25 protein-coding genes are annotated in these 25308 nt (G+C 71.8%); 19 read left to right on the top strand and 6 right to left on the bottom strand.

The features are described from left to right. Positions 1 to 4 precede the first annotated feature (4 nt). The gene (locus tag ACWEN0_RS09005) at positions 5 to 1048 is read right to left on the bottom strand and encodes a Gfo/Idh/MocA family oxidoreductase (protein WP_451970618.1); all 1044 of its coding nucleotides are present in this window, start codon (positions 1046 to 1048) and stop codon (positions 5 to 7) included. Positions 1049 to 1103: 55 nt separating this feature from the next. Between ACWEN0_RS09005 and ACWEN0_RS09010 the strand changes: the two genes are divergently transcribed. Both ACWEN0_RS09010 and ACWEN0_RS09015 read left to right on the top strand, forming a co-directional pair. Beyond that, on the top strand, positions 1104 to 2162 hold the full coding sequence (locus tag ACWEN0_RS09010) for an ROK family protein (RefSeq protein WP_451970621.1): 1059 nt from the start codon (positions 1104 to 1106) through the stop codon (positions 2160 to 2162). Positions 2163 to 2211: 49 nt separating this feature from the next. Further along, entirely contained in the window at positions 2212 to 3762 is a 1551-nt protein-coding gene (locus ACWEN0_RS09015) for a glycosyltransferase family 87 protein (RefSeq protein ID WP_451970624.1), read from the top strand. Here ACWEN0_RS09015 and ACWEN0_RS09020 read toward each other — a convergent pair. Beyond that, positions 3759 to 4532 carry a deoxyribonuclease IV gene (locus ACWEN0_RS09020; protein ID WP_451970627.1) on the bottom strand — a complete coding sequence of 258 codons (774 nt, stop codon included), beginning with the start codon at positions 4530 to 4532 and terminating at the stop codon, positions 3759 to 3761. The two genes, ACWEN0_RS09015 and ACWEN0_RS09020, sit on opposite strands and share 4 nt — an antisense overlap. A 127-nt stretch (positions 4533 to 4659) precedes the next feature. Here ACWEN0_RS09020 and ACWEN0_RS09025 point away from each other — a divergent pair, with 127 nt between their 5' ends. From ACWEN0_RS09025 to dnaB, 12 genes are all read left to right on the top strand, one after another. Continuing rightward, entirely contained in the window at positions 4660 to 5451 is a 792-nt protein-coding gene (locus ACWEN0_RS09025) for a hypothetical protein (protein ID WP_451970630.1), read from the top strand. 122 nt (positions 5452 to 5573) lie between these two features. Beyond that, a complete protein-coding gene (locus tag ACWEN0_RS09030; RefSeq protein WP_451970632.1) occupies positions 5574 to 6473 on the top strand; it encodes a hypothetical protein in 900 nt (299 codons plus the stop codon). 82 nt (positions 6474 to 6555) lie between these two features. Further along, positions 6556 to 7446 carry a hypothetical protein gene (locus tag ACWEN0_RS09035; RefSeq protein ID WP_451970635.1) on the top strand — a complete coding sequence of 297 codons (891 nt, stop codon included), beginning with the start codon at positions 6556 to 6558 and terminating at the stop codon, positions 7444 to 7446. A 102-nt stretch (positions 7447 to 7548) separates the two neighbouring features. Next, complete coding sequence (rpsF, locus tag ACWEN0_RS09040; RefSeq protein WP_191313494.1) at positions 7549 to 7872, top strand: 30S ribosomal protein S6; 324 nt, start codon at positions 7549 to 7551, stop codon at positions 7870 to 7872. A gap of 17 nt (positions 7873 to 7889) precedes the next feature. Next, on the top strand, positions 7890 to 8399 hold the full coding sequence (locus tag ACWEN0_RS09045; RefSeq protein WP_364448411.1) for a single-stranded DNA-binding protein: 510 nt from the start codon (positions 7890 to 7892) through the stop codon (positions 8397 to 8399). A gap of 43 nt (positions 8400 to 8442) precedes the next feature. Further along, entirely contained in the window at positions 8443 to 8691 is a 249-nt protein-coding gene (gene rpsR, locus ACWEN0_RS09050; RefSeq protein WP_003098744.1) for a 30S ribosomal protein S18, read from the top strand. Between the two features lie 14 nt (positions 8692 to 8705). Continuing rightward, entirely contained in the window at positions 8706 to 9164 is a 459-nt protein-coding gene (gene rplI / locus ACWEN0_RS09055; protein ID WP_451970638.1) for a 50S ribosomal protein L9, read from the top strand. A 125-nt stretch (positions 9165 to 9289) separates the two neighbouring features. Next, complete coding sequence (locus ACWEN0_RS09060) at positions 9290 to 9640, top strand: hypothetical protein (protein WP_451970640.1); 351 nt, start codon at positions 9290 to 9292, stop codon at positions 9638 to 9640. Beyond that, positions 9637 to 10254 carry a DUF3558 domain-containing protein gene (locus tag ACWEN0_RS09065; protein WP_451970643.1) on the top strand — a complete coding sequence of 206 codons (618 nt, stop codon included), beginning with the start codon at positions 9637 to 9639 and terminating at the stop codon, positions 10252 to 10254. The genes ACWEN0_RS09060 and ACWEN0_RS09065 overlap by 4 nt, the downstream gene beginning before the upstream one ends. A gap of 1 nt (position 10255) precedes the next feature. Continuing rightward, on the top strand, positions 10256 to 11590 hold the full coding sequence (locus ACWEN0_RS09070) for a hypothetical protein (protein ID WP_451970645.1): 1335 nt from the start codon (positions 10256 to 10258) through the stop codon (positions 11588 to 11590). An 86-nt stretch (positions 11591 to 11676) separates the two neighbouring features. Continuing rightward, positions 11677 to 12468, top strand: coding sequence for an ESX secretion-associated protein EspG (locus ACWEN0_RS09075; RefSeq protein WP_451970648.1), 792 nt, complete (start codon positions 11677 to 11679; stop codon positions 12466 to 12468). A gap of 504 nt (positions 12469 to 12972) precedes the next feature. Further along, positions 12973 to 14382, top strand: coding sequence for a replicative DNA helicase (gene dnaB, locus ACWEN0_RS09080; protein WP_451971970.1), 1410 nt, complete (start codon positions 12973 to 12975; stop codon positions 14380 to 14382). Here the strand turns inward: dnaB and ACWEN0_RS09085 are convergent. Then, a complete protein-coding gene (locus ACWEN0_RS09085) occupies positions 14349 to 14831 on the bottom strand; it encodes a MarR family winged helix-turn-helix transcriptional regulator (protein WP_451970651.1) in 483 nt (160 codons plus the stop codon). The two genes, dnaB and ACWEN0_RS09085, sit on opposite strands and share 34 nt — an antisense overlap. Positions 14832 to 15020: 189 nt before the next feature. On the opposite strand from ACWEN0_RS09085, the gene ACWEN0_RS09090 reads away from it, so the two are divergent. Then, positions 15021 to 15785: a dioxygenase family protein gene (locus ACWEN0_RS09090; protein ID WP_451970654.1), complete on the top strand. Its 765-nt coding sequence runs from the start codon at positions 15021 to 15023 to the stop codon at positions 15783 to 15785. A gap of 165 nt (positions 15786 to 15950) precedes the next feature. Here the strand turns inward: ACWEN0_RS09090 and ACWEN0_RS09095 are convergent, their stop codons facing one another. Together ACWEN0_RS09095 and ACWEN0_RS09100 are read right to left on the bottom strand one after the other, a co-directional pair. Continuing rightward, positions 15951 to 19169, bottom strand: a complete 3219-nt coding sequence (locus ACWEN0_RS09095; RefSeq protein ID WP_451970657.1) for a PE-PGRS family protein — start codon at positions 19167 to 19169, stop codon at positions 15951 to 15953. Positions 19170 to 19354: 185 nt separating this feature from the next. Further along, positions 19355 to 20263, bottom strand: a complete 909-nt coding sequence (locus tag ACWEN0_RS09100) for a hypothetical protein (protein ID WP_451970660.1) — start codon at positions 20261 to 20263, stop codon at positions 19355 to 19357. A 238-nt stretch (positions 20264 to 20501) separates the two neighbouring features. Between ACWEN0_RS09100 and ACWEN0_RS09105 the strand changes: the two genes are divergently transcribed. From ACWEN0_RS09105 to ACWEN0_RS09115, 3 genes are read left to right on the top strand one after another with little or no spacing between them, the layout of a single operon-like run. After that, positions 20502 to 21701 (top strand): AI-2E family transporter, encoded by a 1200-nt coding sequence (locus ACWEN0_RS09105; RefSeq protein ID WP_451970663.1) that lies wholly within the window; start codon positions 20502 to 20504, stop codon positions 21699 to 21701. Next, the gene (macS, locus tag ACWEN0_RS09110) at positions 21698 to 22834 is read left to right on the top strand and encodes a MacS family sensor histidine kinase (protein ID WP_451970665.1); all 1137 of its coding nucleotides are present in this window, start codon (positions 21698 to 21700) and stop codon (positions 22832 to 22834) included. Before ACWEN0_RS09105 ends, macS begins: the two co-directional genes overlap by 4 nt. Beyond that, entirely contained in the window at positions 22831 to 23475 is a 645-nt protein-coding gene (locus ACWEN0_RS09115; RefSeq protein WP_451970667.1) for a response regulator, read from the top strand. The genes macS and ACWEN0_RS09115 overlap by 4 nt, the downstream gene beginning before the upstream one ends. Position 23476: 1 nt before the next feature. On the opposite strand, the gene ACWEN0_RS09120 is transcribed toward ACWEN0_RS09115, so the two are convergent. After that, positions 23477 to 24520 (bottom strand): hypothetical protein, encoded by a 1044-nt coding sequence (locus ACWEN0_RS09120; protein ID WP_451970670.1) that lies wholly within the window; start codon positions 24518 to 24520, stop codon positions 23477 to 23479. A gap of 84 nt (positions 24521 to 24604) precedes the next feature. On the opposite strand from ACWEN0_RS09120, the gene ACWEN0_RS09125 reads away from it, so the two are divergent. Beyond that, entirely contained in the window at positions 24605 to 25267 is a 663-nt protein-coding gene (locus ACWEN0_RS09125; protein ID WP_451970671.1) for a DUF1707 SHOCT-like domain-containing protein, read from the top strand. Positions 25268 to 25308: the final 41 nt, after the last annotated feature.

The raw sequence follows: 25308 nt of genomic DNA on the forward strand, positions 1-25308 counted from the left end.
GTCCTCAGAGCTTGATCACGGCCCCTTCGACGCCGGACCGGTGCGCGGCCTCGATCACCCGCAGGGCCTCGACCGACGACTCGGGGTCGACCGGGAACTCGCCTTCGCCGCGCAGCGCGTCCCGCACCTGCGCGTAGAACAGCTCGTAGCGGCCGGTTTCGGTCGGGACCGTCTTGACGTCGTTGCCGACGCCGATCTTGCCCGCGTCCGCCGCCGGCTCCACGCCCCACGCGTCGTCGCCCGGGCGCATCCCGGTCTTGATCTGCGGTTCCTGCACGTCAAGGCCGTACTTGGTGAACGTCGCCTGGTCGCCGAGGACCCGGAACCGCGGGTTGAGCGTGCCCGCGAGGGCCGTCGCCCACAGGTGCGAACGGACGCCGTTGGCGTGCTTCAGCGCGACGAACACGTCGTCGTCGACCTGGACGCCGGCGCGGCGGCGGTCGACCTCGGCGTAGACCTGCGTGACCGGGCCGAACAGCTGCAGCGCCTGGTCGACGATGTGCGCGCCCAGGTCGTAGAGCAGGCCGCCGGCTTCGGCCGGGTCGCCGAACTCGCGCCAGTTCTCCTTCGGCTTCGGCACCCAGCGGTCGTAGCGGGATTCGAAGCGGAACACCTCACCGAGCTTCCCGGACTCCAGGACCTTCCGGACGGTGAGGAAGTCGGAGTCGAGCCGCCGGTTCTGGAAAACCGTCAGGCCGACGCCCGCCGCCTTCGCCGCAGCGACGATCTGCTCGGCCTCGAGCGCGGTCGGCGCGAACGGCTTGTCGACGACCACCGGCAGGCCGGCCTCGATCGCCCGCAGCGCGAGCGGCACGTGCGTGCGGTTGGGCGTGCTGACCACGACGAGGTCGAGGTCGGCCGCCCGCTCGAAGAAGGCGTCGGCGTCGGGCACGACCTCCGCGCCCGGGTGGTCGGCGCGGGCCTGGGCGGCGTTGCTCGACGTCGTGATCAGCGCCGGGGTGAGCCCGGGCGTCGCCGCCACCAGCGGGGCGTGGAAGACGCGCCCGCCGATGCCGTACCCGAGGATGCCCACGCGCAAGTCACTCATGCCCCCATTAAACAACACTGTTGCGTAATTGACCAGGCGTGGGAAGATCGGGTCCATGGCGGACACCGGGGTGAACCTGCGCAACGTGCGCGAACACAACCGCGCCCTGCTGCTCACGCACATCCTGCGCGCCGGCGGCCTCAGCCGCGTCGAGCTCGCCGAACGCACCGGGCTCACCCAGCAGGCCGTGTCCAAGATCGTGCCCGAACTCCTCGACGCCGGCCTGCTGGACGAGCAACGCCAGCCGTCGGCGGGGGTCGGGAAGCCCCGCACGCAGCTCACGATCCGGCCCGGCGCGAGGCACGCGCTCGGCGCGCGCCTCGACCGTGACGAGTACCGCGTGCTGCGCACCAACCTCATCGGCGAAGTCGAGGAGACCGCGGGCGGCCCGCTCCCGGTCGGCTTCACGCCCGAGCAGGCCGTCGAAGCGATCGGCGCCACCGCGCTGGAACTGGCGGACGGCTTCGACGTGCTCGGCCTCGGCCTCGGCTGCGTCGGCCCGCTGGACCACCTCGCCGGCCTGGTCCGCGACGCGACGAACATGCCGGGCTGGCACGAGGTCCCCCTGCGTGACCTGCTCGAGAAGCGCACCGGCCTGCCCGTGACGCTCGACAAGAACACCAACGCCGCCGCGTTCGCGCAGCTCTGGCCGCACGGCGAGCCGACGGCGACCGCGGTGGTGCTCGTCGGCACCGGGATCGGCGTCGGCCTGCTGATCGACGGCCGGCTGTACCGCGGTCCGCGGACCAACGCGGGTGAGTTCGGGCACACCACGATCGCCTACGACGGCCCCGTCTGCGCCTGCGGGCGGCGTGGCTGCGTCGAGATCATGGCCAAGCGCGCACCCGACACGCGGACCGCCGCGGGTTTCCTCGGGATCGGCCTCGCCGACCTCGTCCAGGTGCTCGACCTGGAGCGGATCGTGCTGGCCGGGCGGGCCGTGCGGGACGAACCGGGCGGCTACCGCGACGGCGTTTCGGAGCGCCTGGAAGAGCTGCTGCCGCTGCCGCACTGGCAGCGCATCGAGGTCGTCGAGGACTCCTTCGGCGAGGAGATCGTCACGCGCGGGGCCGCCGCGGAGGTCCTGGCCTCGTACTACGCGAATCCGGCATGATCACCGGCTTCACCGCCGCGCACCACGATCACCGCTAACATCCGCACTCGTGCCAGAGGAGACCACGCGCGAGCCGGACCCCGGCCCCGTGACGCTTACCCGGGCGGAACGGGTCGTCCCGAGCTGGAACGAGCCCCTCGCGGCGGCGGTCACCAGACCCATCGGCGGCCCGCTCGGCGAGCACGCGGCGGTCGGCAGGCACTGGTTCTGGTCGCCGCAGCGCGTCGGCCTGCTGCTGGCCACGCTCGCGCTGATGCTCTGCTGGTTCGGCAAGGGCTCCTGCATCCAGCAGTACCAGGACTCCAGCGGCGCCACCCAGCTCGACTGGCGGGCGGGCCGCCCGTTCGTCGCCATGTGCTACTCCGACATCGTGCCGCTCTACAGCTCCGAGCGGCTCGACCGGCCGGGCACCTTCCCGTACTACACGTCGTGGAAGGAGAGCTCGCAGACCGCGGAGAACGACACCCGGTACATGGAGTACCCCGTGTTCACCGGCCTGTTCCAGTGGGCGAACGCGAAGCTCGCGGCGGGCTGGGAGAACCTCGCCGAGGCGGGCTGGCTGCCCGGCGGGCTGCCGGTGGCCGTCTACTTCGACATCACCGCGTTCTTCCTGGCCCTGGCCTGGCTGGTCACCGTGTGGGCGACCGGCCGGACGGTGAAACGCCGGCCGTGGGACATGGTGCTGGTGGCGGTCTCGCCGCTGGTGCTCGTGCACGCGTTCACGAACTTCGACGCGATCGCGACCGCGTTCACCGCGACCGGCCTGCTCGCCTGGGCGCGCAAGAAACCGCTGCTCGCCGGGCTCCTGCTCGGCCTGGGCGCGACGGCCAAGCTGTACCCGCTGTTCCTGCTCGGCGTGCTGTTCGTGCTGTGCCTGCGCGCGGGGAAGCTGACGCCGTTCTGGAAGACCGCGGCCGCGGCGGTCGTGACGTGGCTGGCGGTCAACGCGCCGTTCATCCTCACCGCCACCCGCGGCTGGTGGGAGTTCTTCCGGATGAACACGCTGCGGCCGATGGACCCGGACTCGCTGTACAACGTGCTCTCGTACACGACCGGCTGGACCGGGTTCGACGGCGTGCTGCAGCAGAACCAGACGCCGACCTACCTGAACATCACCGTGGCCGTGCTGTTCCTCGCCTGCTGCGCGGGCATCGCCTACATCGCGCTCGCCGCGCCACGGCGGCCGCGCGTCGGGCAGCTCGCGTTCCTCGTCGTGGCCGCGTTCCTTCTGACCAACAAGGTGTGGAGCCCGCAGTACTCGCTGTGGCTGGTGCCGCTGGCCGTGCTGGCGATCCCGCGCTGGCGGCTGCTGCTCGGCTGGATGCTGATCGACGCCCTGGTCTGGGTGCCGCGGATGTTCTACTACCTCGGCGTCGACCACAAGGGCCTGCCCGAAGGCTGGTTCCTCGGCACGGTCGTGGTCCGCGACCTGGCCGTCGCCGCGCTGTGCATGCTGGTGGTGCGCGAGATCTACCGCCCGGGCACCGACCTCGTCCGGCTCGCCGGCGACGACGACCCGGCGGGCGGGTTCCTCGACGGCGCCCGGGACGTGATCGTCCCGAACGCCGTCCGCCACCGCCGGAAGGTCGCGACGGCCTAGTTCAGCTTCTCCCGCAGGTACGCGATGTCCGTGGCCTGGCCGTCGGGCGGCGTCTCGACGACGACCGGCGCGCCGGCGGCCCGGGCGACCTCGACGAGCACGTCCGGGTCGATGGTGCCTTCGCCCTCGACGACGTTCGCGTGCCGGTCGCGGGTCGAGCCGAACTCGTCACGGGAGTTGTTGAGGTGCACCAGGTCGATCCGGCCCGTGATGGCCCGGACCTGCTCGACGGCCGTCGAGAGGTCCCAGCCCGCGGCGAACGCGTGGCAGGTGTCCAGGCAGAACCCGGCGCCGAACTCGCCGACCTTGTCCCACAGCCGGGCGATCACCTCGAGGTCGCGGGTGATCGCGTTCTCGCCGCCCGCGGTGTTCTCGATCAGGATCGGGACCTTGAAGCCGCCCTTCTCCTGTTCGCGCTCGAAGAGCTTGCGCCAGTTGTCGAGGCCGGCCTCGACGTCGTCGTTGTCGCCGACGTGCCCGCCGTGCACGATCAGGCCCTTGGCGCCGACCGCCGCCGCGCCGTCCGCGTGCTGGGTGACGTTCTTACGGGATGGGATCCGGATCCGGTTGTTCAGCGAAGCCACGTTGATGAGGTAGGGAGAGTGGATGAACACCTCGACCGGGTCGGCCAAGATGGCTTCGCCGTGGGGGTGTGGCTTCGGGGCCTTCCAGCCCTGCGGGTCCGAAAGGAAGAACTGGACGACGTCGGCTTTGCGCGCGGCGACCGCGGTCAACGGGTCGTCGTCACGGACGTGGGCGCCAATCAGCATGCCGAGCACGCTACTCCGGGCCGCGCTCCGGGTTCTCTTTCCCCGTGCGGGGCCTGGTTGGTGACGCTCGTGGAGTACCGTGAGCGCGTTCCGTGATCCAGATTGGTCCGACTGCCGGAGGGCATCGATGGGGAAGCAGCTCGCACGGATCACCGCACTGGGGTTCACTTTCGCCGCTTCGGCCGCCTTGGCGCTGCCGGGCGTCGCGAGCGCCGACCCCAGCCCGACCCTCGGCGGCGACTGCTCCGCCACCCTGCAGAACGGCCAGGCGCGCGACGCGAAAACCGGGCTGCTCCTCGACGCCGGCGCCCCGCTCAACGCCCCGAACCGGCTGACCGTCGGGCTCGACTCGAGCGCGAAGAACACCAACGGCTCGGCGCCGCTGCTCACGCTCCCGGTGGGGGACACCGTGCGGGCGCTCGGCGTCGGCGAAGTGCCGGTGGTCGGCGACGCCGCGGCCAAGGCCGTCTGCCCGGCCGCCCAGGGCGTCGTGAACACGGTCGGCAACGTGACGCAGGGCGCGGCCGGCGAACTGCCCCCGCTGCCCCTCCCGCCGGGCCCGAACCCGCCCCAGCCGAACCCGCCGACGCCGCCGGCGCCCCCGGGCCAGAACCCGCCCGGTGACAGCACCGGCCCGGTAACCACCGGTCCCGGCGGCGCGGGCCTGCCGGGCGACGCGATCTCCGGCATCTTCACCAACGCCGCCCTGCTGCCGGCCAGCCTGGTCCAGGCGCCGGTGGTCGCACAGATCATCCCCGGCGAGCAGGTCCCGACGGTCGACGAGCAGAAGTCCGGCACGGCGGAGGCGCTCCCCGGCGTCACGCCGCCGGCGAAGCTCCCGATGCTGCTCGCGGTCCTGGCGCTGGCGATCGTCGCCGCGGCCCTCGTCCGGGCGTGGATCCGCCGCAAGCCGGCTTGATTTCACCGACGGTGACCCCCGCTTCCACTCGAATGCCGGACATTTCTGAACGGGCGGGCGTCACCGCGCTGCCTTAACGTCGTTGTCCTGGGGAGAGGCATCGAGACAAAGGGGCAGCGGGTATGCGGGATCGGACACGGAGGGCTACGGCGGTCGGTGCGACGGCGTTCGTCCTCGCCGGTTCGGCCGTGCTCGGCGCGCCCGGCACGGCCTCGGCCGGCGAGACCAAGACCGCCCCGTGCGGCGGCTCGGTGACCGCCGCGCCCGGCGACACGGTCCAGGGCACCACCCCGCTGCTCGGCATCCCGCTCAACCTCGGCGTCGTCACCCAGGCCACCACGGTGCTGACCGGGACGATCAACTCCGTGCTCGGCACGCTCTGCAAGGTCACCGTCACCGTGGTGAACACGGCCGTCTCGCCGGTCCCGGTGGTCGGCGCGCCCGCGGCGAGCGCGATCAACCAGGGCGTCCAGGGCCTGACCAGCGGCGCCCAGCAGGGCCTGAGCGCGGTGACCGGCGGCGGCAAGCAGCAGTCGCCCGGCCCGGGTGGCAACCCGCAGCAACCGCCGTCGCAGGGGACCGGTGGCTCGCCGCAGGGCGGCACCCCGCAGGGTGGCGGCGGCATCCCCGACTCCAACAGCCCGCTGCTGCCCGGCTTCTCGAACAGCAGCCCGGCGTTCGGCGGCTTCCCGTTCAGCATCGGCACGGGCTATTCGCCGATGCGCGACTACAGCGGCATCCCGTTCGCGACGGCCGGCCTGTTCACGCCGTCCCCGGCGATCCGCTACGGCAGCCAGATCCCGGGTTACGCCCCGCAGTACGGCCTCAACGGCCCCGACAGCACGGCGTCCGGCAACGCCGGAATCCAGACGGCCGGGCGCGCCGAGGCGCTACCTTCCGCATCCAACGGCATCACGGACGGGTCGAACCTGCCGCTGCTGATCGCGGTTCTGGCACTCTCCGGAGTCAGCGCGGGCCTCGTCCGCACCTGGGTGCTCCGCCGAATGGCCGCTGCGAATTGACCCGACTGCCGAGTATCTTTCACGTATCCCCGTCGTTCATCCTGGTGAACGGAACGACGCCCCGATAACCCCACGGAGGACTGTGCTCGTGCGGAAGCTCTTGACCGTTACCGCCCTGGCCGCCTTCGTCACCGGGAGCGCCTTCCTCTCCGCCGGCACCGCCTCCGCCGCGACGACGCTCGCGGGCACCTGCTCCGGCTCGGTGAACGGCAGCATGGGCGACACCGTCGCGGTCCAGGGCTCCTCGGTGAAGGAACTGGTCCGCACGGGCGCGCGGGACTACGTGAACAGCCACCTTTGGACCGCCCTGTCGGTGTGGCCGGACTCCCTCGCCGACACGATCGCGGGCAAGGGCGCGCTGGCCGTCGGCCAGGTGCCGAACTCGGCGGGCGGCACGATCGCCGGCTCGGCGATCGGCAGCACGGTCGCCACCGCGCTCAAGGGCGCGAACGGGCTCGGCTTGCTGGACAGCACCAAGACCGAGGTCCTCAACGCGATCTCGGCGAACGTCGCGAAGAGCTGCGGCCTGACCACGATCGCCACCAACTACGTCGCCCCCGGCCAGCAGGGCACCGGCAGCACCGGCGGCCAGCAGGGCGGCACGGGCACCGTCCCCGGCGGCAGCTCCGGCAACCTCGCCAACCTGAACCCCGGCACCGCCGGTGGCACGGGCGGCAGCGCGCCGATGCGCGACTACAGCGGCATCCCGACCGCGACCGCCGGCACGGCCGTCGCGCCGGGGGCCCGGTACCCCGCGAACGGCACGCTCCCCGGGGACGCCTCGGCGCCGCAGGCCGGGCCGGGCGACCAGGCCGGGCAGGGTGCCGACGTCCGGGATGCGGGCAACGCCCAGTCGCTCGCCTCGAACGGGGCGTCGAGCGATGTGCAGCTGCCGATGCTGCTCGCCGTGATCGTGCTCGCCGGCGTCACCGCGGGCCTCGTCCGCACCTGGGTCCTGCGCCGCGCGAGCTGACCCCGCCCGCGGGGCCCGCCGGTACCCCCAGGTAGCCTTACCTGGACAAACCCTCCTGCCACGGACAGTCCGTGGCCGCGAGCCCATAGGAGGTGAGTGGTTGTGTCACGCCATTACGAGGTAATGGTCATCCTGGACCCCACGCTCGACGAGCGCACGGTCGCCCCCACGCTGGACAACTTCCTCAACGTGATCCGCACTTCGGGCGGTTCCGTGGAGAAGGTCGACGTCTGGGGCCGCCGCCGCCTTTCGTACGAGATCAAGAAGCACGCCGAGGGCATCTACGCCCTGCTCGACCTGAACTCGTCTTCGGACGCGGTGAAGGAGCTGGACCGCCAGCTGTCGCTGCAGGAGACCGTGCTCCGCACCAAGGTCATGCGTCGCGAGGTCAAGCGCGCCGCGGCCAAGCCCGCCGCCAAGGCCTGAGCCCGAGGGGAACCCCGATGGCCGGAGACACCGTCATCACCGTGGTCGGCAACCTGACGTCCGACCCGGAGCTGCGCTTCACCCCGTCCGGTGCGGCGGTCGCGAACTTCACCGTCGCGTCCACCCCGCGCACCCTCGACCGGCAGTCCGGCGAGTGGAAGGACGGCGAGGCGCTGTTCCTGCGCTGCAACATCTGGCGGCAGGCGGCGGAGAACGTCGCCGAGTCCCTGACCCGCGGCGCCCGCGTCGTCGTGCAGGGCCGCTTGAAGCAGCGGTCGTTCGAGACGAAGGAAGGCGAGAAGCGCACCGTCGTCGAGCTCGAGGTTGACGAAATCGGGCCCTCGCTGCGCTATGCCACGGCCAAGGTCAACAAGGTCAGCCGCGGTGGCGGCGGCGGTGGTGACTTCGGCGGCGGCGGCGGTGGCGGCAACCGCGGTGGCGGCGGCGCACCGGCCGACGACCCGTGGGGCTCGGCCCCGCCGGCCGGCGGCGGTGGCGGCGGCTTCTCGGACGAGCCCCCGTTCTGATCTCGTACACATCCACAAAGATTTGAGTTACCAGGAGTAGACAGTGGCCAAGCCACCCATTCGGAAGCCCAAGAAGAAGGTCTGCGTGTTCTGCAAGGCCGAGAAGAAGGGCCGTCCGGAACTGATCGACTACAAGGACACCAACCTGCTGCGGAAGTACATCTCCGACCGCGGCAAGATCCGTGCCCGTCGCGTCACCGGCAACTGCAGCCAGCACCAGCGTGACATCGCCATCGCGGTCAAGAACTCCCGCGAGATGGCGCTGCTGCCCTACACCTCGACCGCGCGCTAAGGGAGGGCACTGACATGGCGAAGATCATCCTCACCACGGACGTGGCCAACCTGGGCGGCCCCGGCGACATCGTCGAGGTCAAGGACGGGTACGCGCGCAACTACCTGCTCCCGCGGGGCTACGCGATCGTGGCCTCCAAGGGCGCGGAGAAGAACGTCCGCACGATCCAGCGCGCGCAGGAGAGCCGTCGCATCCGCGACCTCGACCACGCCAAGGAGATCAAGGCGACGCTGGAGGGCCTCGGCGCCATCCAGCTGGCGGGCAAGGCGGCCGAGGGCTCGAAGAAGCTCTTCGGTTCGATCACCGCGGCCGAGATCGTCGACGCGATCAAGGCGGCCGGTGGCCCGCTGCTCGACAAGCGCGTGATCGAGCTGCGCGAGCACATCAAGACCGTCGGCAAGCACTCGGTCGGCGCCCGGCTGCACCCGGACGTCAAGGTCGACGTGCGGCTCGAGGTCAAGGCCGCGCAGTAAGGCAGTACGTCGTGAGAAAGCGGGCCGTCCTGGTGGACGGCCCGCTTTCACGCGTTCAGGGGAACCCCGGACACGACGGCGCCGTCGTAGGACAATGGAGCGGGACGCGAAGGGAGCGCACTCGGATGGGTAACGAGGTCAACATGTCCGCGCCGTCCGGCGGAGGGGGCTTCACGTTCGACGCCGACAAGATCGACGGCGTCATCAAGAAGTGGCAGGACCTGCAGACCGACCTGCAGAACGACGCCGCCGACGCCAACCTGATGGCCGACGTCAAGGCGCCCGGCAAGGAGTTCGCGAGCGGCGACTGGGAGAAGCTCGCCAACCCGTCCGGCAAGGCGTTCCTCGAGCAGAACAAGAAGATGCAGGACTACGTGAAGAACTACATCCAGGCGCTGCTCGACGCGAAGAAGAAGATCACCGCCGCGGACGCGGCCCACACCGGCGACATCTCGAAGGCGGGGCAGCAGCGGTGAACCGCCGTTTCGCCGCGCCCGCGCTGGTCTTCGCCGCGCTCGCCCTCGCCGGCTGCAGTTCCACCACCGGCGGCACCGCCAACCCGGCCGCGTCGAGCGCGCCGGACTCCGCGAGCAGCAGCAGCTCGGACGGTGGCGGCGCACCCAAGGTTTCGAGCCCGCTCGACCCGGCCAAGCTGAAGTCCGACCCGTGTTCGGTCCTCTCGTCCTCGCAGCGTTCGACGCTCGGCCTGGAGGACGGCACGCCGCGGTCCACGTCCGCGGGCACGTCCTGCGCGTGGATCTACACCGGTGACGAAACGCGCAGCAGCCGGATCGACATCGCGGCCGACCCGAACACCGACGGGCTCGCGGGCATCTACGACCTCTACGCCAAGGGCGGCAAGGACCAGTACGAGTACTGGGAACCGGCCGACGTCTCCGGCTACCCCGCCGTGTACGCCGCCACGAAGGACTTCCGCAGCCAGGGCCAGTGCAAGCTGCTGGTGGGCGTGACGGACACCCAGGCGGTGCAGGTCTTCACCCAGATCGGCAACGGTCCGGGGGCGACCGCGCCGTGCCCGTACGCGGAGAAGGCGGCCGAGGCGATGATCCAGACCTTGAAGGAGGGCTGAGATGCTGGAACTGGTGCTGCTCGGCGGGTTCGCCGCGTACAACATGGCGACCACGCACTCCGACGACCACAACTCGCAGCAGGGCGACCGCAAGATCGACTGCTACGACATCTGGGACAAGATCACCCACGGCCCCGGCACCGGCTCGATCCAAGACGGGCAGGCGGCGGCCAGCCGGCTGAAGGGCGCCTACGCGGACCGGCTCACCACGATCGACACCCTCGCCAAGGAGATGGACGCGGCCTGGACGGGCGGTGGCTCCGAAGCGGCGCAGAACGCGGGCGCGCACCCGCTGCGGGTGTGGATGGAGGACTCGGGCACCAAGCTGACCGACTCCGACAAGTACCTCGGCGAGCAGAACACCGCGTTCACCACGGTGCACGCGAAGGTCCAGGAGGTCCCGAAGGACCCGCCGAAGAACAACCTGCTCAACGCGATCACGCCGTGGACGACCGACACCGACCGGGCGATCCGCGACTACAACGCCAAGGGCCAGGCCAACGTCGACGCCTTCAACACCTACTTCAAGGCGAGCAACGACAACGGCCAGAACATGCCGACGTACTCCGCGCTCAAGGGGCAGCAGGAAAACGTCAGCGTCGACAACGGCAAGGACGGCAAGAAGAAGCCGGGCGACGGAAACGGCGGCGGTGGCGAGAACGGCGGCGGTCCCGGTGGCGGTCCCGGCGGTGTGAACATGCCGGGCCCGGGCGGCGTCCCGTCGTTCAACGGGCAGCCGCCGAACATCCCGGGCGGCGGCTTCGACCCGTCGAAGGTGCCCGGCGGCGGCACCTACACGCCCCCGAACTTCGATCCGTCGAAGGTCCCGAGCGGCAGCTACGACCCGTCGAAGCTACCGGGCGGCGGCAGCTACACCCCGCCGAACTTCGACGACGGCACCCACTCGTCGGGCTTCGCGCCGTCGAACGTCCCGAGCTTCGGCCCCGGGGGCACGCCGAACTTCTCCGGCGGGGGCGGCGGCTTCGGGCCGGGCGGTTCCGGCGGGGCCGGCGGGATCGGCGATCCGACGGCGGGCTTCGGCCCGGGCGGCGCGGGCTTCGGGCCCGGCGGCTCGACCGGCGCGGCCCTGCCGGGTGGCGCGGGTGCGGCCGGCGCGGGCCGGGGCGGCATGGGCGCCGGCGCGGCGGGCGCGGGCGGCGCGGCGGCCGGGCGCGCCGGCTCCACCGGGATGGGGGGCATGGGCGGCATGGGTCACGGCGCCAAGGGCCAGGGCGGCGGCGACGAAGAACGCACGTCGAAGTACCTGCTCGGCGACGACCCGAACGACATCTTCGGCACCGACGAGCTCACCGCGCCGCCGGTCATCGGCGAGTAACGCGCACCGGACAGCCGGGCGCGTGCCAAGATGGGCGCGCCCGGCCTTCGCGTTCACCGGGTTTCTGATTCCCAGGAGGAAGAGCGGTGCTGGACAGGCAGGTCTCGATCACGACCGGCACCCTGATCAACCTGATCCGGCGCCGCGGCGGAGAACCGCACACGGTGCTGTCCGAGACGCCGACCTGGTACAGCGAAGAGGCCCAGCGCGCCGAAGACGAGCGGGTCAACGCCGAGCTCGCCAAGGCCGGGCTGTTCGGCCCGCGCGGCATGCACCCCGGGTTCGTCGCGACGATCGAAGCGGTCGCGCGGCCGCAGCTGGAGTACTACGGCTGGATCGACGGCGGGTTCCAGGGCCGGCCGGTCAGCTACCGGCTGCTCGGCGGCAGCGCCGGTGGTGAGGCCTTCGTCCTGGCCAAGCACGAAGAGCTGGACGTCGTCGTGCTCGAGTCCACCCGCCCCGGCGAGCTGCTCGACGACTTCCTCGGCCAGATCCCGAAGCTGGCGCCCGGGCGCGGGACGCCGATCGCGGTGCCGAAGAGCCAGATCGAAGGGACGGCCCGCGGCGACGACGGCGCCGGGTACGCGGTGCTCCGCAACGACCGCCCGGCCGACGGCTCGCACGAGGTCGAAGAGCTCAAACGGATCCTCGCACTGCGCCGAATGGGGAGTGGCAGCCTCTACGTCGCGGCTCGCAGCCGCACGGGCGCCCGGCACCGGATCGAACGTCCGGTGAACTACATCGATACCTCGGAAGGCCGATGGCTGACGGAGGAGGTTCCGGGGCGTGGCGAGAGCCGGATCGCCTTCACCCCGGCCGACCAGCGCGTTCTCGCTGACCGGTTACGCAGCGCACAGGGCCGGCTCACCGCGGCCTGACCGGTCGGCCGTTCAGCCCACCGGGTTACGGCTCTACCGTCCGTAGTTTTCATCCACAAGCCGTGTGGGCGAATGGGCCCGGACTGGTCCACGACACGCCGAACAACGGACTTCGCGCGACACGCCGCACGAGTTTCAAGGAAGTTCTCCACACCTTGTTCACAGCCTCCGACCTGCGGATTCAGCGAAGCCGATCACGCTTGTCCCCAACTTGTCCACAGCTGTAACGGCACCTGTGACTGGTTACCCCCATTCATCCCCAGGTTGTCCACAGCTGGGTCCCCACCCGGAATTGCCTTCGGCCTTCCGGGGGATCTAGCGTGCCCGCTCGGGCCTGTACTCACGGTGGCGCTCCGCGTGTCTGCGACAGCCGGACGCCGTTGTCGCCGATCATCGGGGGAAGGGTCCGGAGACGGGTGGACGCGGATCGAGCCGCGTGCTTCGAGAGCGAAGATCCGGCATACTCGAACGGGTGTTCGACATGATGAGGAGGTGTCCGGGGCGGTGGCGCTGACCGACGATCGCAGTCCGATGTACGCGGAGTCCGACCCGGGTCCGAGCGACCCCGGTCCGGGCGGGGGCGGGTTCGACCGCCAGCCGCCGCAGGACATCGCGGCCGAGCAGTCCGTGCTCGGCGGCATGCTGCTGTCCAAGGACGCGGTCGCCGACGTCATCGAAGCCCTCGGCCCCGACGACTTCTACCGGCCCGCGCACCAGGCGATCTACGACTGCGTCCTGGACCTCTACGGCCGCGGCGAGCCGGCCGACCCGATCACGGTGTCGGCGGAGCTGGAGCGGCGCGGGGAGCTGGGCCGCGTCGGCGGCGCGCCCTACCTGCACACGCTGATCGCGACGGTGCCGACGGCGGCGAACGCGGGCTACTACGCGGAGATCGTCGCGGAGAAGGCGGTGCTGCGCCGGCTGGTCGAGGCGGGCACCCGGATCGTGCAGTACGGCTACGGCGCGGCCGCGGCCGACGGCGCGAACATCGACGAGGTGGTCGACCGCGCGCAGGCGGCGATCTACGACGTCACCGAGCGCCGGACCAGCGAGGACTACGTCGCGCTGGAAGAGCTGCTGCAGCCGACGATGGACGAGATCGACGCGATCGCGTCGCGCGGCGGCCAGTCCCAGGGCATCCCGACCGGCTTCACCGACTTCGACGAGCTGACCAACGGCCTGCACCCCGGCCAGATGATCATCGTCGCGGCCCGCCCCGGTGTCGGCAAGTCGACACTGGGCCTGGACTTCGCGCGCTCGGCGTCGATCCGGCACGGCATGACCAGCGTCATCTTCTCCCTGGAAATGAGCCGGACCGAGATCGTCATGCGCATGCTCTCGGCCGAGGCGAAGATCCGCCTCGCCGACATGCGCGGCGGCAAGATGTCCGACGACGACTGGACGCGCCTGGCCCGCCGGATGAGCGAGGTGTCCGAGGCGCCGCTGTTCGTCGACGACTCGCCGAACATGACGATGATGGAGATCCGGGCGAAGGCCCGGCGGCTGAAGCAGCGCAACGACCTCAAGCTCGTCGTCCTCGACTACCTCCAGCTGATGACGTCCGGCAAGCGCGTCGAGTCGCGGCAGCAGGAAGTCTCGGAGTTCTCGCGGCAGATGAAGCTGCTGGCGAAGGAGATCGAGGTCCCGGTGATCGCGATCAGCCAGCTGAACCGTGGTCCCGAGCAGCGGACGGACAAGCGCCCGATGCTGTCCGACCTGCGTGAGTCCGGCTCGCTGGAGCAGGACGCCGACCTCGTCATCCTGGTCAACCGCCCGGACGCCTGGGAGCGGGACGATCCGCGCGCGGGCGAGGCGGACCTGATCATCGCGAAGCACCGTGCCGGGCCGACGGCGACGATCACCGTCGCCCACCAGCTGCACTACAGCCGGTTCGTGGACCTCTCCCACGACTGACCCAAGGCGCTGTACCCGCGGACGAACGCCGTGAGGAGCCGGCCGAAGGTCTCGCGATCTTCGTCCGGCCAGTCCGCCATCACCTCCGCGAACACCGAGCGGCGGAAGGCGTGCAGGTCGTCGAGGTGCGCCTGGCCGGCCTCGGTCGTGACGAGCACCGCACGCCGTCCGTCGCGCTGGTCGGCTTCGCGGCGAAGCAACCCTTGCTCGACAGCGCGTGCCACCAGCCGGCTGGCGCGCGGCTGGTCGACGCCCATCGCCGCACTCAGGGCCGTCACAGTGCTGGGTTCGCCGCGTTCGGTGAGCTCTTCGACGACGTCGAGCAGCTCGTGCACCGGGTCGTGCGCGCCCTGGCCGCGGGCCTTGCCGATCTTGCTGAGCGCCCGCCGCTGCTGGCTGCGGCGGATGGCGATCATCGCGCGTTCGACGTCGGCCACCGCGTCCGTCATGGTTGCCCCACCTCCGAACTTCTCGAATCTTCCCTGGCACAGGCCCTCGACGCCGAGTCACTGCCCCGCCGGCACTGGCAGGTACTCAACACGATCGCCCGCGGCGCCCGCACGCCCCTCAGGGAATATCCCGGGGGACCACGGCGTCAGGTATCGTAGTAGTTGAACTTTCAATAACTGGAGCCGTCGATGACCCGCACCCCGGTCCTCTACCTCAGCCACGGAGCGCCGCCGCTCGCCGACGACGCCACCTGGACCCGCCAGCTCGCCGCCTGGTCGGCCGACCTGCCGAAACCCCGCGCGATCCTCGTCGTGTCGGCGCACTGGGAGGAGGCTCCGCTGACCATCGCGGCCACGACGACCGTGCCGCTGGTGTACGACTTCTGGGGCTTCCCCGAGCGCTACTACCAGGTGCGGTACGCGGCACCGGGCGCGCCGGAACTGGCGGAGAAGGTGCTGCTCCGCTCGACCGCGACGCCGGTGCACGACGCGCCAGAGCGCGGTCTCGACCACGGCGCCTACGTGCCGCTCGTCGAGATGTACCCGGACGCCGACATCCCGGTGCTGCAGGTCTCGATGCCGTCGCTCGACCCGCAGGAGCTGTTCGACCTCGGCCGCAAGCTCGCGCCGCTGCGCGACGAAGGCGTGCTGATCATCGGCAGCGGCTTCTTCACCCACAACCTGAGCGGCATGGCCCGCGTCACCGACGGGACGCCGCCCGCGTGGTCGGCCGAGTTCGACCACTGGGGTGACGAGGTGGTGCGCCACGGAGACGTCGACGCGCTGCTGGACTTCCAGCACAAGGCGCCCGCGGCGATGCTCGCGCACCCGCGGATCGAGCACTTCGCGCCGCTGTTCGTCTCCCTCGGCGCGAGCACCGAAGAGGGCTCCGGCCGCACGGTGATCGACGGGTTCTGGCACGGCCTGGCGAAGCGGTCCCTGCAGTTCTCCTGAAAAGCGAACGAGCCCCAAGAGCCGGGTTGCGGCTCTTGGGGCTCGTCCCTCTCCAGGGAAGGAGATCCGAGAACGCTCCGTGCGAGGAGTCCTCGCGGCGCGTGGAGCGTCGGTCAGGGTCAGGGGCCGGGCGGGCTCTGGCTGAACCCGCCCGGCGTCACCGAACTACTTGCGCTTGACCAGACCCAGCAGCTTCGCCAGGAAGCCGGTCGAGTCCAGGCCCGACATCGCCGGGACCTGCGCGGTCGGGGCGGCGCCGTCCAGCACCGGCAGCTTGGCGTGCACCGGCAGCGAGGCCGGGGCGGCCGGCAGCGCCGGGGTCGCCGGGAGGGCGACCGGCAGGGCCGGGGTGGCCGGCAGCGCCGGGGTCACCGGCAGCGCGACCGGCAGAGCCGGGACGCCACCCAGGGCCGGCAGCGCCGGCAGCGCGACGGGCAGGCCACCGGTCGGCAGGTCGGCACGCTCGGTGCCACCCAGCGCGGGGAGCGCCGGCACCTGCAGGGGCAGGCCGGCGGTCGGCAGGTCCGCCCGCTCGGTGTGCCCGGGCAGGGCACCGCCCAGCGCCGACAGCCCGGTCACCGCGGGCAGGGCCGCGGCGGAGGGCAGGGTCGGCTTCGGCAGCGCCGGGGCGCCCGGCAGGCCCGCCGGGGTCGGCAGGTGCGCCAGCTGGGACAGCCCGGCCAGCGGGTTGCCACCGCCCGGCAGGTCGGCACGCTCACCGAGCGGAGCCGCGGTCGGCAGCGCGGGCAGGCCCTGGGTGGGCAGCCCGGCGGTCGGCAGGCCGGAGGCGAGCCCGGTCAGCGAGGGCAGCTCGTCGGCCGCCATCTCCGAACCGTTCACCGGGAACGCGATGGCGTCGTCGGCCTGGTCGATGCTCGTCATGTCGGTCGCCTCGGCGGTGGCTTCCCCGAGCACGTTCAGCGGCACCCCGAAGATCTGCACCGGCAGCGCGAACGCGTGGTAGAAGTTGTAGCCCGACAGGCTGGACCCGTCACCGGCGGTGGTGGGCACCCCGCCGTTCTGCGTGGTCAGCGTGTTGTCGCCGACGGCGTGCGCGACGCCGCCCACGGTCACCGCGTCGCCGAACAGCTGCGCGACGGCCGTGGCCGGGATGTCGAGGATGTTGCCGGAGATGGCGCCCTCGACACCCGAGGTGGTGTCGTCGCCCGCGTTCTGCACGGACGTCGTGTTGATGCCGGTGCCGCTCGCGACACCCGCCGCGCTGACGGCGTCACCGAAGACCTGCGCCACCGGCAGCGCGTCGGCGCCGATGATGTTGCCGGCCACGCTGCCGCGGTCACCGTTGGTGGTGGCGTCGCCGCCCGCGTGCGACATCGTGTCGCTCGTGCCCAGGCCGTGGCCCAGGGCCGCACCCGCGACACCGTCGCTGAACAGCTGCGCGGCACCCGCGACCGGGGCCTTCACGATGTTGCCGGCGATGGCACCGTCGTGCCCGTCGGTGAGCGCGTTGCCGCCCGCCGAGGAGTCGGTGATGTTGTCGTTCTCACCGGTGCCGATGCCCGCGAGGGCGGCACCGCTGCCGGCGGCCAGCACCGGGAGCGAGACCGGGGCCTCGATGATGTTGCCGGCGCCGGCGCCCGCGGGGCCGTTCGCCTTGAGGTCGCCGCCCGCGTGGGACGTCGTGTCGGTCGAGCCCTTGCCGTGGCCCTGGCCGACGAACGCGCCGCCGATGTTGGCCACCTGCACCGGCAGCGAAGCCGGCACGGCGCCCAGGTTCGAGCTCAGGAAGCCGTTGTCGTCCTGGGTGTTGCCACCGCCGCCGCCGGAGACGACCTTGGTCTCGTCGGCCGAGCCGGAGCCCTGGCCGATGAACGAGCCGCCCACGCCGAAGACCTCGGCGGGCAGGCCGACCGGCACCTGGACGACGTTGCCCGAGCCGGACGAGTCGTTGCCCTGCGTGCCGTCGTACCCGCCGGCGGTGACCGTCTTGTCCTCGGTCGCCGTGCCGGCCGCGTTGCCGATGTGGCTGCCGCCGATGCCGAAGACCTCGGGCGCACCTGCGGTCGCGGTGTTGACGACGTTGCCGCCGATGACCGAGCCGTTGCCCTTGGTGTAGCTGCCGCTGCCGGCGTTGGCGTTGGTGGTGTTGTCGTGCGCCGCGATCGCCTGGCCGATGTAGGTGCCGCCGATGCCGAAGGCCTCGACCGGCAGCGCCACCGACGGGTTGATCACGTTGCCGCCCGCGGACGACTTGTCGCCCTCGGTCTTGACGAAGCCGCCCGAGTCGACAGTGCTGGAGGAGCTGCCGGGCTCGGGGGCGCCCGCCGTCGCGTTGCCGATCCAGGAACCGGCGACACCCGCGACGTTGGCGATCGGGGACAGCGCGGCGGAGCCCGCGTTCCCGCCGAGGAACGAGCCGTTGCCGCTCGTCTGCTCGTAGGTCGGGATGTTGTGGAGACCCTCGCGGGTGCCCCCGGCCGTGGCGTCGGCCGAGTTGGTGCACGAACCCGCGTGCGACAGCGAGCCCCAGACGGCGCCCGAGTTGCAGTTGAACTTCACCGGCAGGGCGATCGGCGCGCCGACCACGTTGCCCGAGCCGGCGCTGTCGTTGCCGGAGGTGAACAGCGAACCGCCGGAGGTCGCGACCGTGTCGGCGGAGTAGCCGTGGCTCTGACCGTTGCCGAGCAGGTACGAGGCGGCGTTGCCGGTCACCTGGACCGGGGTGGCGAACTGGCCCGCCACGATGTTGCCGGAGAGGGCCGAGCCGTCGCCGTCGGTGTCGACGTTCCCGGTCTCGGTGGTGCTCTGGCTGGCCGACCCGCCGGTCACCCGGCCGGTGCCGCCCGCGACGCCGCCGCCGTTGCCGGCGATCTGGACGGGGAGGGCCCAGTCGAGCGCGACCGCGTTGCCCGCGAGGCTGGAGCCGTCGCCGGTCGTCGCGATGTCCTGGTTGTGCTCCCAGGTCTGCTGGTGGTTGCCGCCCTGGACGTTCGCGTCGCCGAGCACACCGACCGCGTTGTCCACGATCTGGATCGGGACGACGACGTCGCCGGTGACCTTGTTGCCCTTGAGGTTGTTGTGGCTCGGCGTGAAGGCGCCCGCGCCGTCGGCCTTGGTGACACCGCCGAGGGTGCTCTGGCTGATCGGGCTCGCGTCGTCGAGCTGCTTCGCGGCTTCGTTCGCCGCGTTGGTGACCGGCTTGGTGCTCAGCTCCGTCTGCCCGGCGGGCAGGTCCAGCTGACCGAACGGGGTGCCGACCGCGTTGTTGGCTTCCTGGATGGGAGCCGTCACGTTCAGGTCGAGGGGGGAAGCCGGGGCGTCGGGGTTGACGTTCTCGTCGGCCGAGGCGATGCCGGTGCCCAGCATCAGCAACCCACCGGTGACAAGTGCGGTCTGGAGTCCGCGCTTTGCCCACGTCTGCATGGGGTTTTTCTCCTTTATTTCGGGTTCCCTTGCGGGTTCATGGCGGTGCGTCGAACGCACCGAGGGGGAAGGAACTTCTTGCGGGCGCGACAAAGCGCACCGCCGTGTCACGGGTGTCGAGCGGACGCGGAGGCCGTCAGATGCAGACGGACTTGGGCGCGTCAGCTACCCGTGAAGGGAGGTGTTCAGTCAGGAGTGACACCGGGCTGCTCGCCCGGGGTGCGCATCGCGGTGCGCAGGCCGGCGCGGCTCATGGCCGCGACGGCGGAGTCGACGGCTTCGGTCGTCCAGAACGGGACGCCGAAGTTGAGACCGTCGAGGTGACCACCGGGGGCAGTGCTGCCACCCGGGGCGGTGGGGACGGACGGTGCGGACGGAAGCTGCACCGGGGTCAACGGGGACGGCAGGTCACGGTGCCCGTCGCGGGACTGGCCCGCGGCACCCGTGCCGTCGTCGTGCTGGGAAGCCTTCGCCATCGCGAGCGCGGCGCGCACCGAGGCGGGGAGTTCGACGGTCTGGACCGCGACCGAGTCGGCCGTCTGGCCGACGCCGGTGGTCACCGGCTCCTGAGCGGCCGGGGCGATCCCCGGGAGCGGAACCAGGTTGCCGTCGCCCACCGGGCCGAGCAGCTGGAGCACGTCGTGCGCCGGCTCGGGCGTGAAGGTCTGCTCGAGGACCTGGCGGGTGTCCTGCGGCTTGCGGACGATGTGCTCGACCGCGCCGAGGGTGCGGTGCACCGGGCTCACGACCGCGTTTTCGGCCAGGTCCGAAACCGAGTCGCTGACGCGGTCCGAGACCTCGTGCCCGAGGACGCGGGCGCACGGCGCGCTCCACGTCGTGGCGTCCTGGTGGCAGCTCGTGTCGGCGACGTCGCCGGTCGCGTCCGAGGCACCCTGGTCGACGTCGCCGAGGCTGCCGGTCGCGGCAGCGGTGATCGGGGCGACGTCGACGGTGTCGGCGGAGGCGGTGGCACCGGAGACGAGCCAGGCGGCGGCGGTGCCGGCCACGGCCCCGCCGAGCACGAGCAGCGCACGCGACACGAGCCGGCCGGCGCGCTTGGCGCCCTGCCCCTCGTTCGTCGCGTCGTTCGCCACAGGTACGTCTCCTCGTGCTGGGGTTCGTGATCGACCGGCCACAAGCCGTTGCGGAAGCGACCTAACCAAACCCGCGGCGCGGCGCGCACCCTTGACACGGCTTGATGCCCCCATCGTGTGAAGAACACAGCGTGCAACCGCCTCTGACACCGGGTGATCGTTCCTGGCTGCCACGCGTGTCGGACCCGCCCTCGGAAAAGGGGCCGAATCGGACGGACTTGCCAGTACGGTGAGCGGGGTGAGCCACGCGCGACGCGAAGACCCGTTCCTGCCTGAACACGAGGACATCACCGGCTTGATCCCCCGGGGGCTGCGCATCAGCGCGGCGCTGGCGTGGCGGTTCATCGTCGTGATCGCCGCGCTGTACGCGATCGTCTGGGTGATCGGCTACCTGTCCGTCGTGGTCATCCCGCTGTCCATCGCCCTGCTGGTTTCGGCGCTGCTCGCGCCGGCGGTGCAGAAGCTGGTGGCGGTGAAGTTCCCGCGCGGCCTGGCGACGGCGATCGTGCTGATCGCCGGGCTGGCGGTGCTGGGCGGGCTGCTGACGTTCGTCATCACGCAGTTCTCCTCCGGGCTGCCGCAGCTGCAGCAGCAGGTGAACGCGAGCCTCGACCAGATCAAGAACTGGCTCCTCAACGGGCCGCCGCACCTGCGCCAGGAGCAGATCCAGGACTTCATCAACCAGGCGATCGGGTTCATCCAGAACAACCAGGCGTCGATCACCACGACCGCGCTGACCACGGCGAGCACGGTCGGCGAGATCCTCACCGGCTTCCTGCTGACGCTGTTCATCACGATCTTCTTCCTCAGCGGCGGCGACGGCATCTGGACGTTCCTGGTCCGCGCGGTGCCCGGCCGGGTCCGCAACCGCGTCGACGTCGCCGGGCGTCGCGGGTTCGCGTCGCTGGTCAGCTACGTGCGGGCGACCGCCGCGGTGGCCGTGGTCGACGCCGTCGGCATCGGCGTCGGGCTGTGGATCATGGGCGTGCCGCTGGTCATCCCCCTGGCCACGCTGGTGTTCATCGGCGCGTTCATCCCGATCATCGGCGCGGTGATCACCGGCGGTGTCGCGGTGCTGATCGCGCTGGTCACCAACGGGTTCATCGGCGCGGTGATCGTGCTGGCCATCGTGATCGGCGTGATGCAGCTGGAGAGCCACATCCTGCAGCCGCTGCTGCTGGGCCGCGCGGTGAAGCTGCACCCGCTCGCGGTGGTCCTGGCCATCACCGCCGGCCTGGTCGCGGGCGGGATCGCCGGCGCGCTGCTGGCCGTGCCGCTGCTGGCGGTGCTCAACGCCGGCGTCCGGTCGCTGCTGCACGAGACCGACCCTGACCCGAGCGAGGTCGACGTCCTCAAGGACCAGGCCGCCCAGCCGAACGACGCCGAGCCGGGCACCCCGAAGGCGGAGGTCCCCACCCGCGGCGAAGAAGAAGAATGACCGTCGCGCGGACGCCCGACCCGATCACGCCGATGTGGCGCGGGGTGCTCGCGTTCCGCGTGCTCACCTGGGGGTTCGCCTGCGGCACCGTGATCGTCCAGAGCGGGCACTACCACCGGGAGTGGCTCGCGTGGACGATCCTCGGCGTGATGGCCCTGTGGTCGGTCGTCAGCAGCTTCCTCTACCTGCGTGAGCGGACGCGGCCGCCGGCCCTGGTCGTCTTCGACCTCGTGTTCACCACCGCGCTGCTGCTGACCTCGCCCTGGGTGCTGAGCGACGAGCAGTTCGCGCTGAACGTCCCCCTCATCACCACGGTGTGGGCGGCCGTGCCGCCGGTCGCCGCCGGCGCGCGGTTCGGCGCGGGCGGCGGGGTGCTGGCCGGGCTGGTCGTCGGCGTGGCGACCGGGCTGGCGCGGGACAAGTTCGACCTCGACGTCGCCCGCGACGGCGTCCTGCTCGCCGCCGCCGGGCTGCTGGTCGGGATGGCCGCGACGATGGGCCGGCGGTCCGCGGCGCGGCTGGAGCAGGCGCTGCGGAAGGAAGCGGCGACAGCCGAGCGGGAACGGCTGGCCCGGTCGATCCACGACAGCGTGCTGCAGGTGCTGGCCCGGGTCCGCAAGCGCGGCAACGAGGTCGGCGGCGAGGCGGCCGAACTGGCGAAGCTGGCCGGCGAGCAGGAGATCGCCCTGCGGTCGCTGGTGACGACCGAGCCGCTGACGCCGAACGACCGCGGCACGAGGAGCCTGCGTGCCGCGTTGCAGCTGCTCGCGACGTCTTCGGTGCAGGTCTCGACGCCGGCGGACGATGTCGAGCTGCCCTCGCACGTCACCGAAGAACTGGTCGCCGTGACCCGCGAAGCGCTTTCGAACGTCGAAAAGCACGCGGGCCCCCAGGCCCAGGCCTGGGTGCTGCTGGAAGACCTCGGCCCCGAGGTCGTGGTGAGCATCCGCGACGACGGCCCGGGCATCCCCGACGGCGTCCTCGAGCGGGCGGCGGCGGAGGGGCACCTCGGCGTGGTGGAATCCATCCGGGGGAGGGTGCGCGACCTCGGCGGGAGCGCGACCCTCGACACCGGGCCCGGCCGGGGCACGGAGTGGGAGGTCAGGGTGCCGAGCACCGGGGGTGCGAAATGATTTCCGTGATGGTCGTCGACGACCACCCGATCTGGCGCGACGGCGTGGCCCGCGACCTGACCGAAAACGGGTTCGACGTCCGCGCGACCGCGGCGGACGCCGCCGCGGCCGTGCGGATCGCTCGCACCGTCCAGCCGGACGTCGTGCTGATGGACCTGAACCTGGGCAGCACCTCGGGGGTGGACGCGACCCGCGAGATCACCTCGGCGCTGCCGGCGACGAAGGTGCTGGTGCTGTCCGCGAGCGGTGAGCACAAGGACGTCCTGGAGGCGGTGAAGGCCGGCGCGTCCGGCTACCTGGTCAAGTCGGCGTCCGCGGCCGAGCTGGTGGACGCCGTGCACCGGACCGCGGCCGGCGACCCGGTGTTCACCGCGGGCCTGGCCGGGCTGGTGCTCGGGGAGTACCGGCGGATGGCCGACGCACCGGCGGAGGGGGCCGAGCCGCCGCGGCTGACCGAGCGCGAGACCGACGTCCTGCGCCTGGTCGCGAAGGGGCTGACCGCACGGCAGATCGCCGAGCGGCTCGTGCTCTCGCACCGCACGGTGGAGAACCACGTGCAGTCGACGCTGCGGAAGCTGCAGCTGCACAACCGCGTCGAGCTGGCCCGCTACGCGATCGAGCACGGCCTCGACGAGGAGTGAGTCAGGGCAGCACCGCGATCCCCGACCACTCGCTCGCCGGGAGTGCGGCCCTGCCCATCCGCCAGGCGGGTTCGCCCGGGTGCCAGGCGGCGAGGACGCCGTCGGCGAGCACCAGGTCGCCCGCGCCGGTCCAGTCCAGCCCGCCGCCGCGCTTGAGGTGTTCGGTGACGAAGGGCATCGCCGCCGCGTGCTCCCAGGCCGGCCCGTCCGGGTGGAGCAGCCAGAGGTCGTGGGTCTGCGTGCTCGTGCCGCGGTAGGCGGGGTTGGCGAAGTCGGCGGCCCACACGGCGCCGTCACGCGAGGGCACGACGGTGGGCGTGCTCCCGACCGCCGGCCGGCTGAGCTGCTTGCGGCCGGTGGTCCGCAGGTCGACGAGGGTGAGGTCGATCAGGCCGTCGAGCAGCATCCAGTCCCCGGCGACGCCGAGGATGCGCGGGGCCTGCTGGACCGTGCGGCCGGTCTCCGGATCGATCAGCGCGTCCGTCGACTCGGCGACCCCGGAGTCGATGGTGATCAGCAGGCCGTGCCGGGTCCCGGCGCGCACCAGCGTGCGGCAGCTGGCGGACTGGCCGTGGCCGAGCTCGCCGCCGTCGAGGGAGACGTGCTGCAGCCGGCACGCGTCCGGCGCGTCCTGCCGGATGACCCACACCCCCGTGCCCTCGGCGTCCGGCGCGACCGACCACGCGCGGCCCAGCGAACGCGGCGGCGTCGCCGGGCCCGTGTAGGCGAAGACGTCCAGGGGCCGGGTGTCCTTGGGGTCGCGCGGCGCGGCGGTGAAGACCGCGGACGCACCGACCCGGACGACGCTGAGCCCGACGTCGCCACTCGGGTACCCCGGCGGGGTGGCCGCCGGCCCGCGGTCGGCGTCGAAGAGGGTCGGCCCGGTGGTGGGGATCAGCGCGGTGACGCCGATACCACCGGTCGCGGGGACGCCGACGAGTCCGTTCGGCAGGGTCGGCACGGCGGTCGGCGGCGCGGTGCGGCTCGGGGCGGGCGGCGGCGGGGTGGCTTCGCCGGTGCACCCGGACAGCAGAACCAGCACCACGCAGGCGGCGGCGCCGCGGAATACGGGTCCGTTCAGGGTTTTCCCCCGATCTCCCTGGTGAAATCCGGTTCTACCATCGGGGACATGGGTGAGGAAGAGACCACGGCGGCGGAACCGGTGACCGAAACCAAGCCGTTGAGCGAGCGCGATCTTCGGGTGTCCGACGACGAGCGCGAGCACGTCGTCGGGGTGCTGCAGAAGGCCATCGGCCGCGGCATGATCGACCTCGACGAGTTCACCGAGCGCACCGACCGCGCGCTGGCGTCGCGGACCCGCGGCGAGCTGAACGCCGTGCTGGCCGACCTCGCCGGGCTCTACCACCCGGCGGCCGCGATGGCCGCGGCGCCGTCGTACGCGCCTCCGGCCGGCTACGGCGGCTACTCGCCGGGGCGGCGCTTCGAGCTCAACGCCAAGTACTCGTCGCTGGTCCGCAGCGGGCCGTGGGTGGTGCCGCCCGAGATGGTCGTGCGGAACAAGTACGGCTCGACGAAGCTCGACTTCACCGAGGCCCAGGTGCAGTCGCCGGTGGTGCACATCGAGCTCGACGCCAAGTGGGGGTCGGTCGAGGTCATCATCCCGGAGCACGCGGCGGTCGACGTCAACTCGATCACCGACGTCAAGTTCGGCTCGCTGGAGGACAAGACGCGCAGCAACGGCCACGCGGGCAACCCGCGGTTCGTGCTGACGGGGCGCGTCCACGGCGGTTCGCTGGTCATCCGCCACCCGCGGCGCGGGTTGTTCGGCTAGCCGGGGCCCCTCTGCCCCCGGCGTCAAGAAGGCCTCCCCAC

The organism is Amycolatopsis sp. NPDC004378 (genome assembly GCF_053602455.1).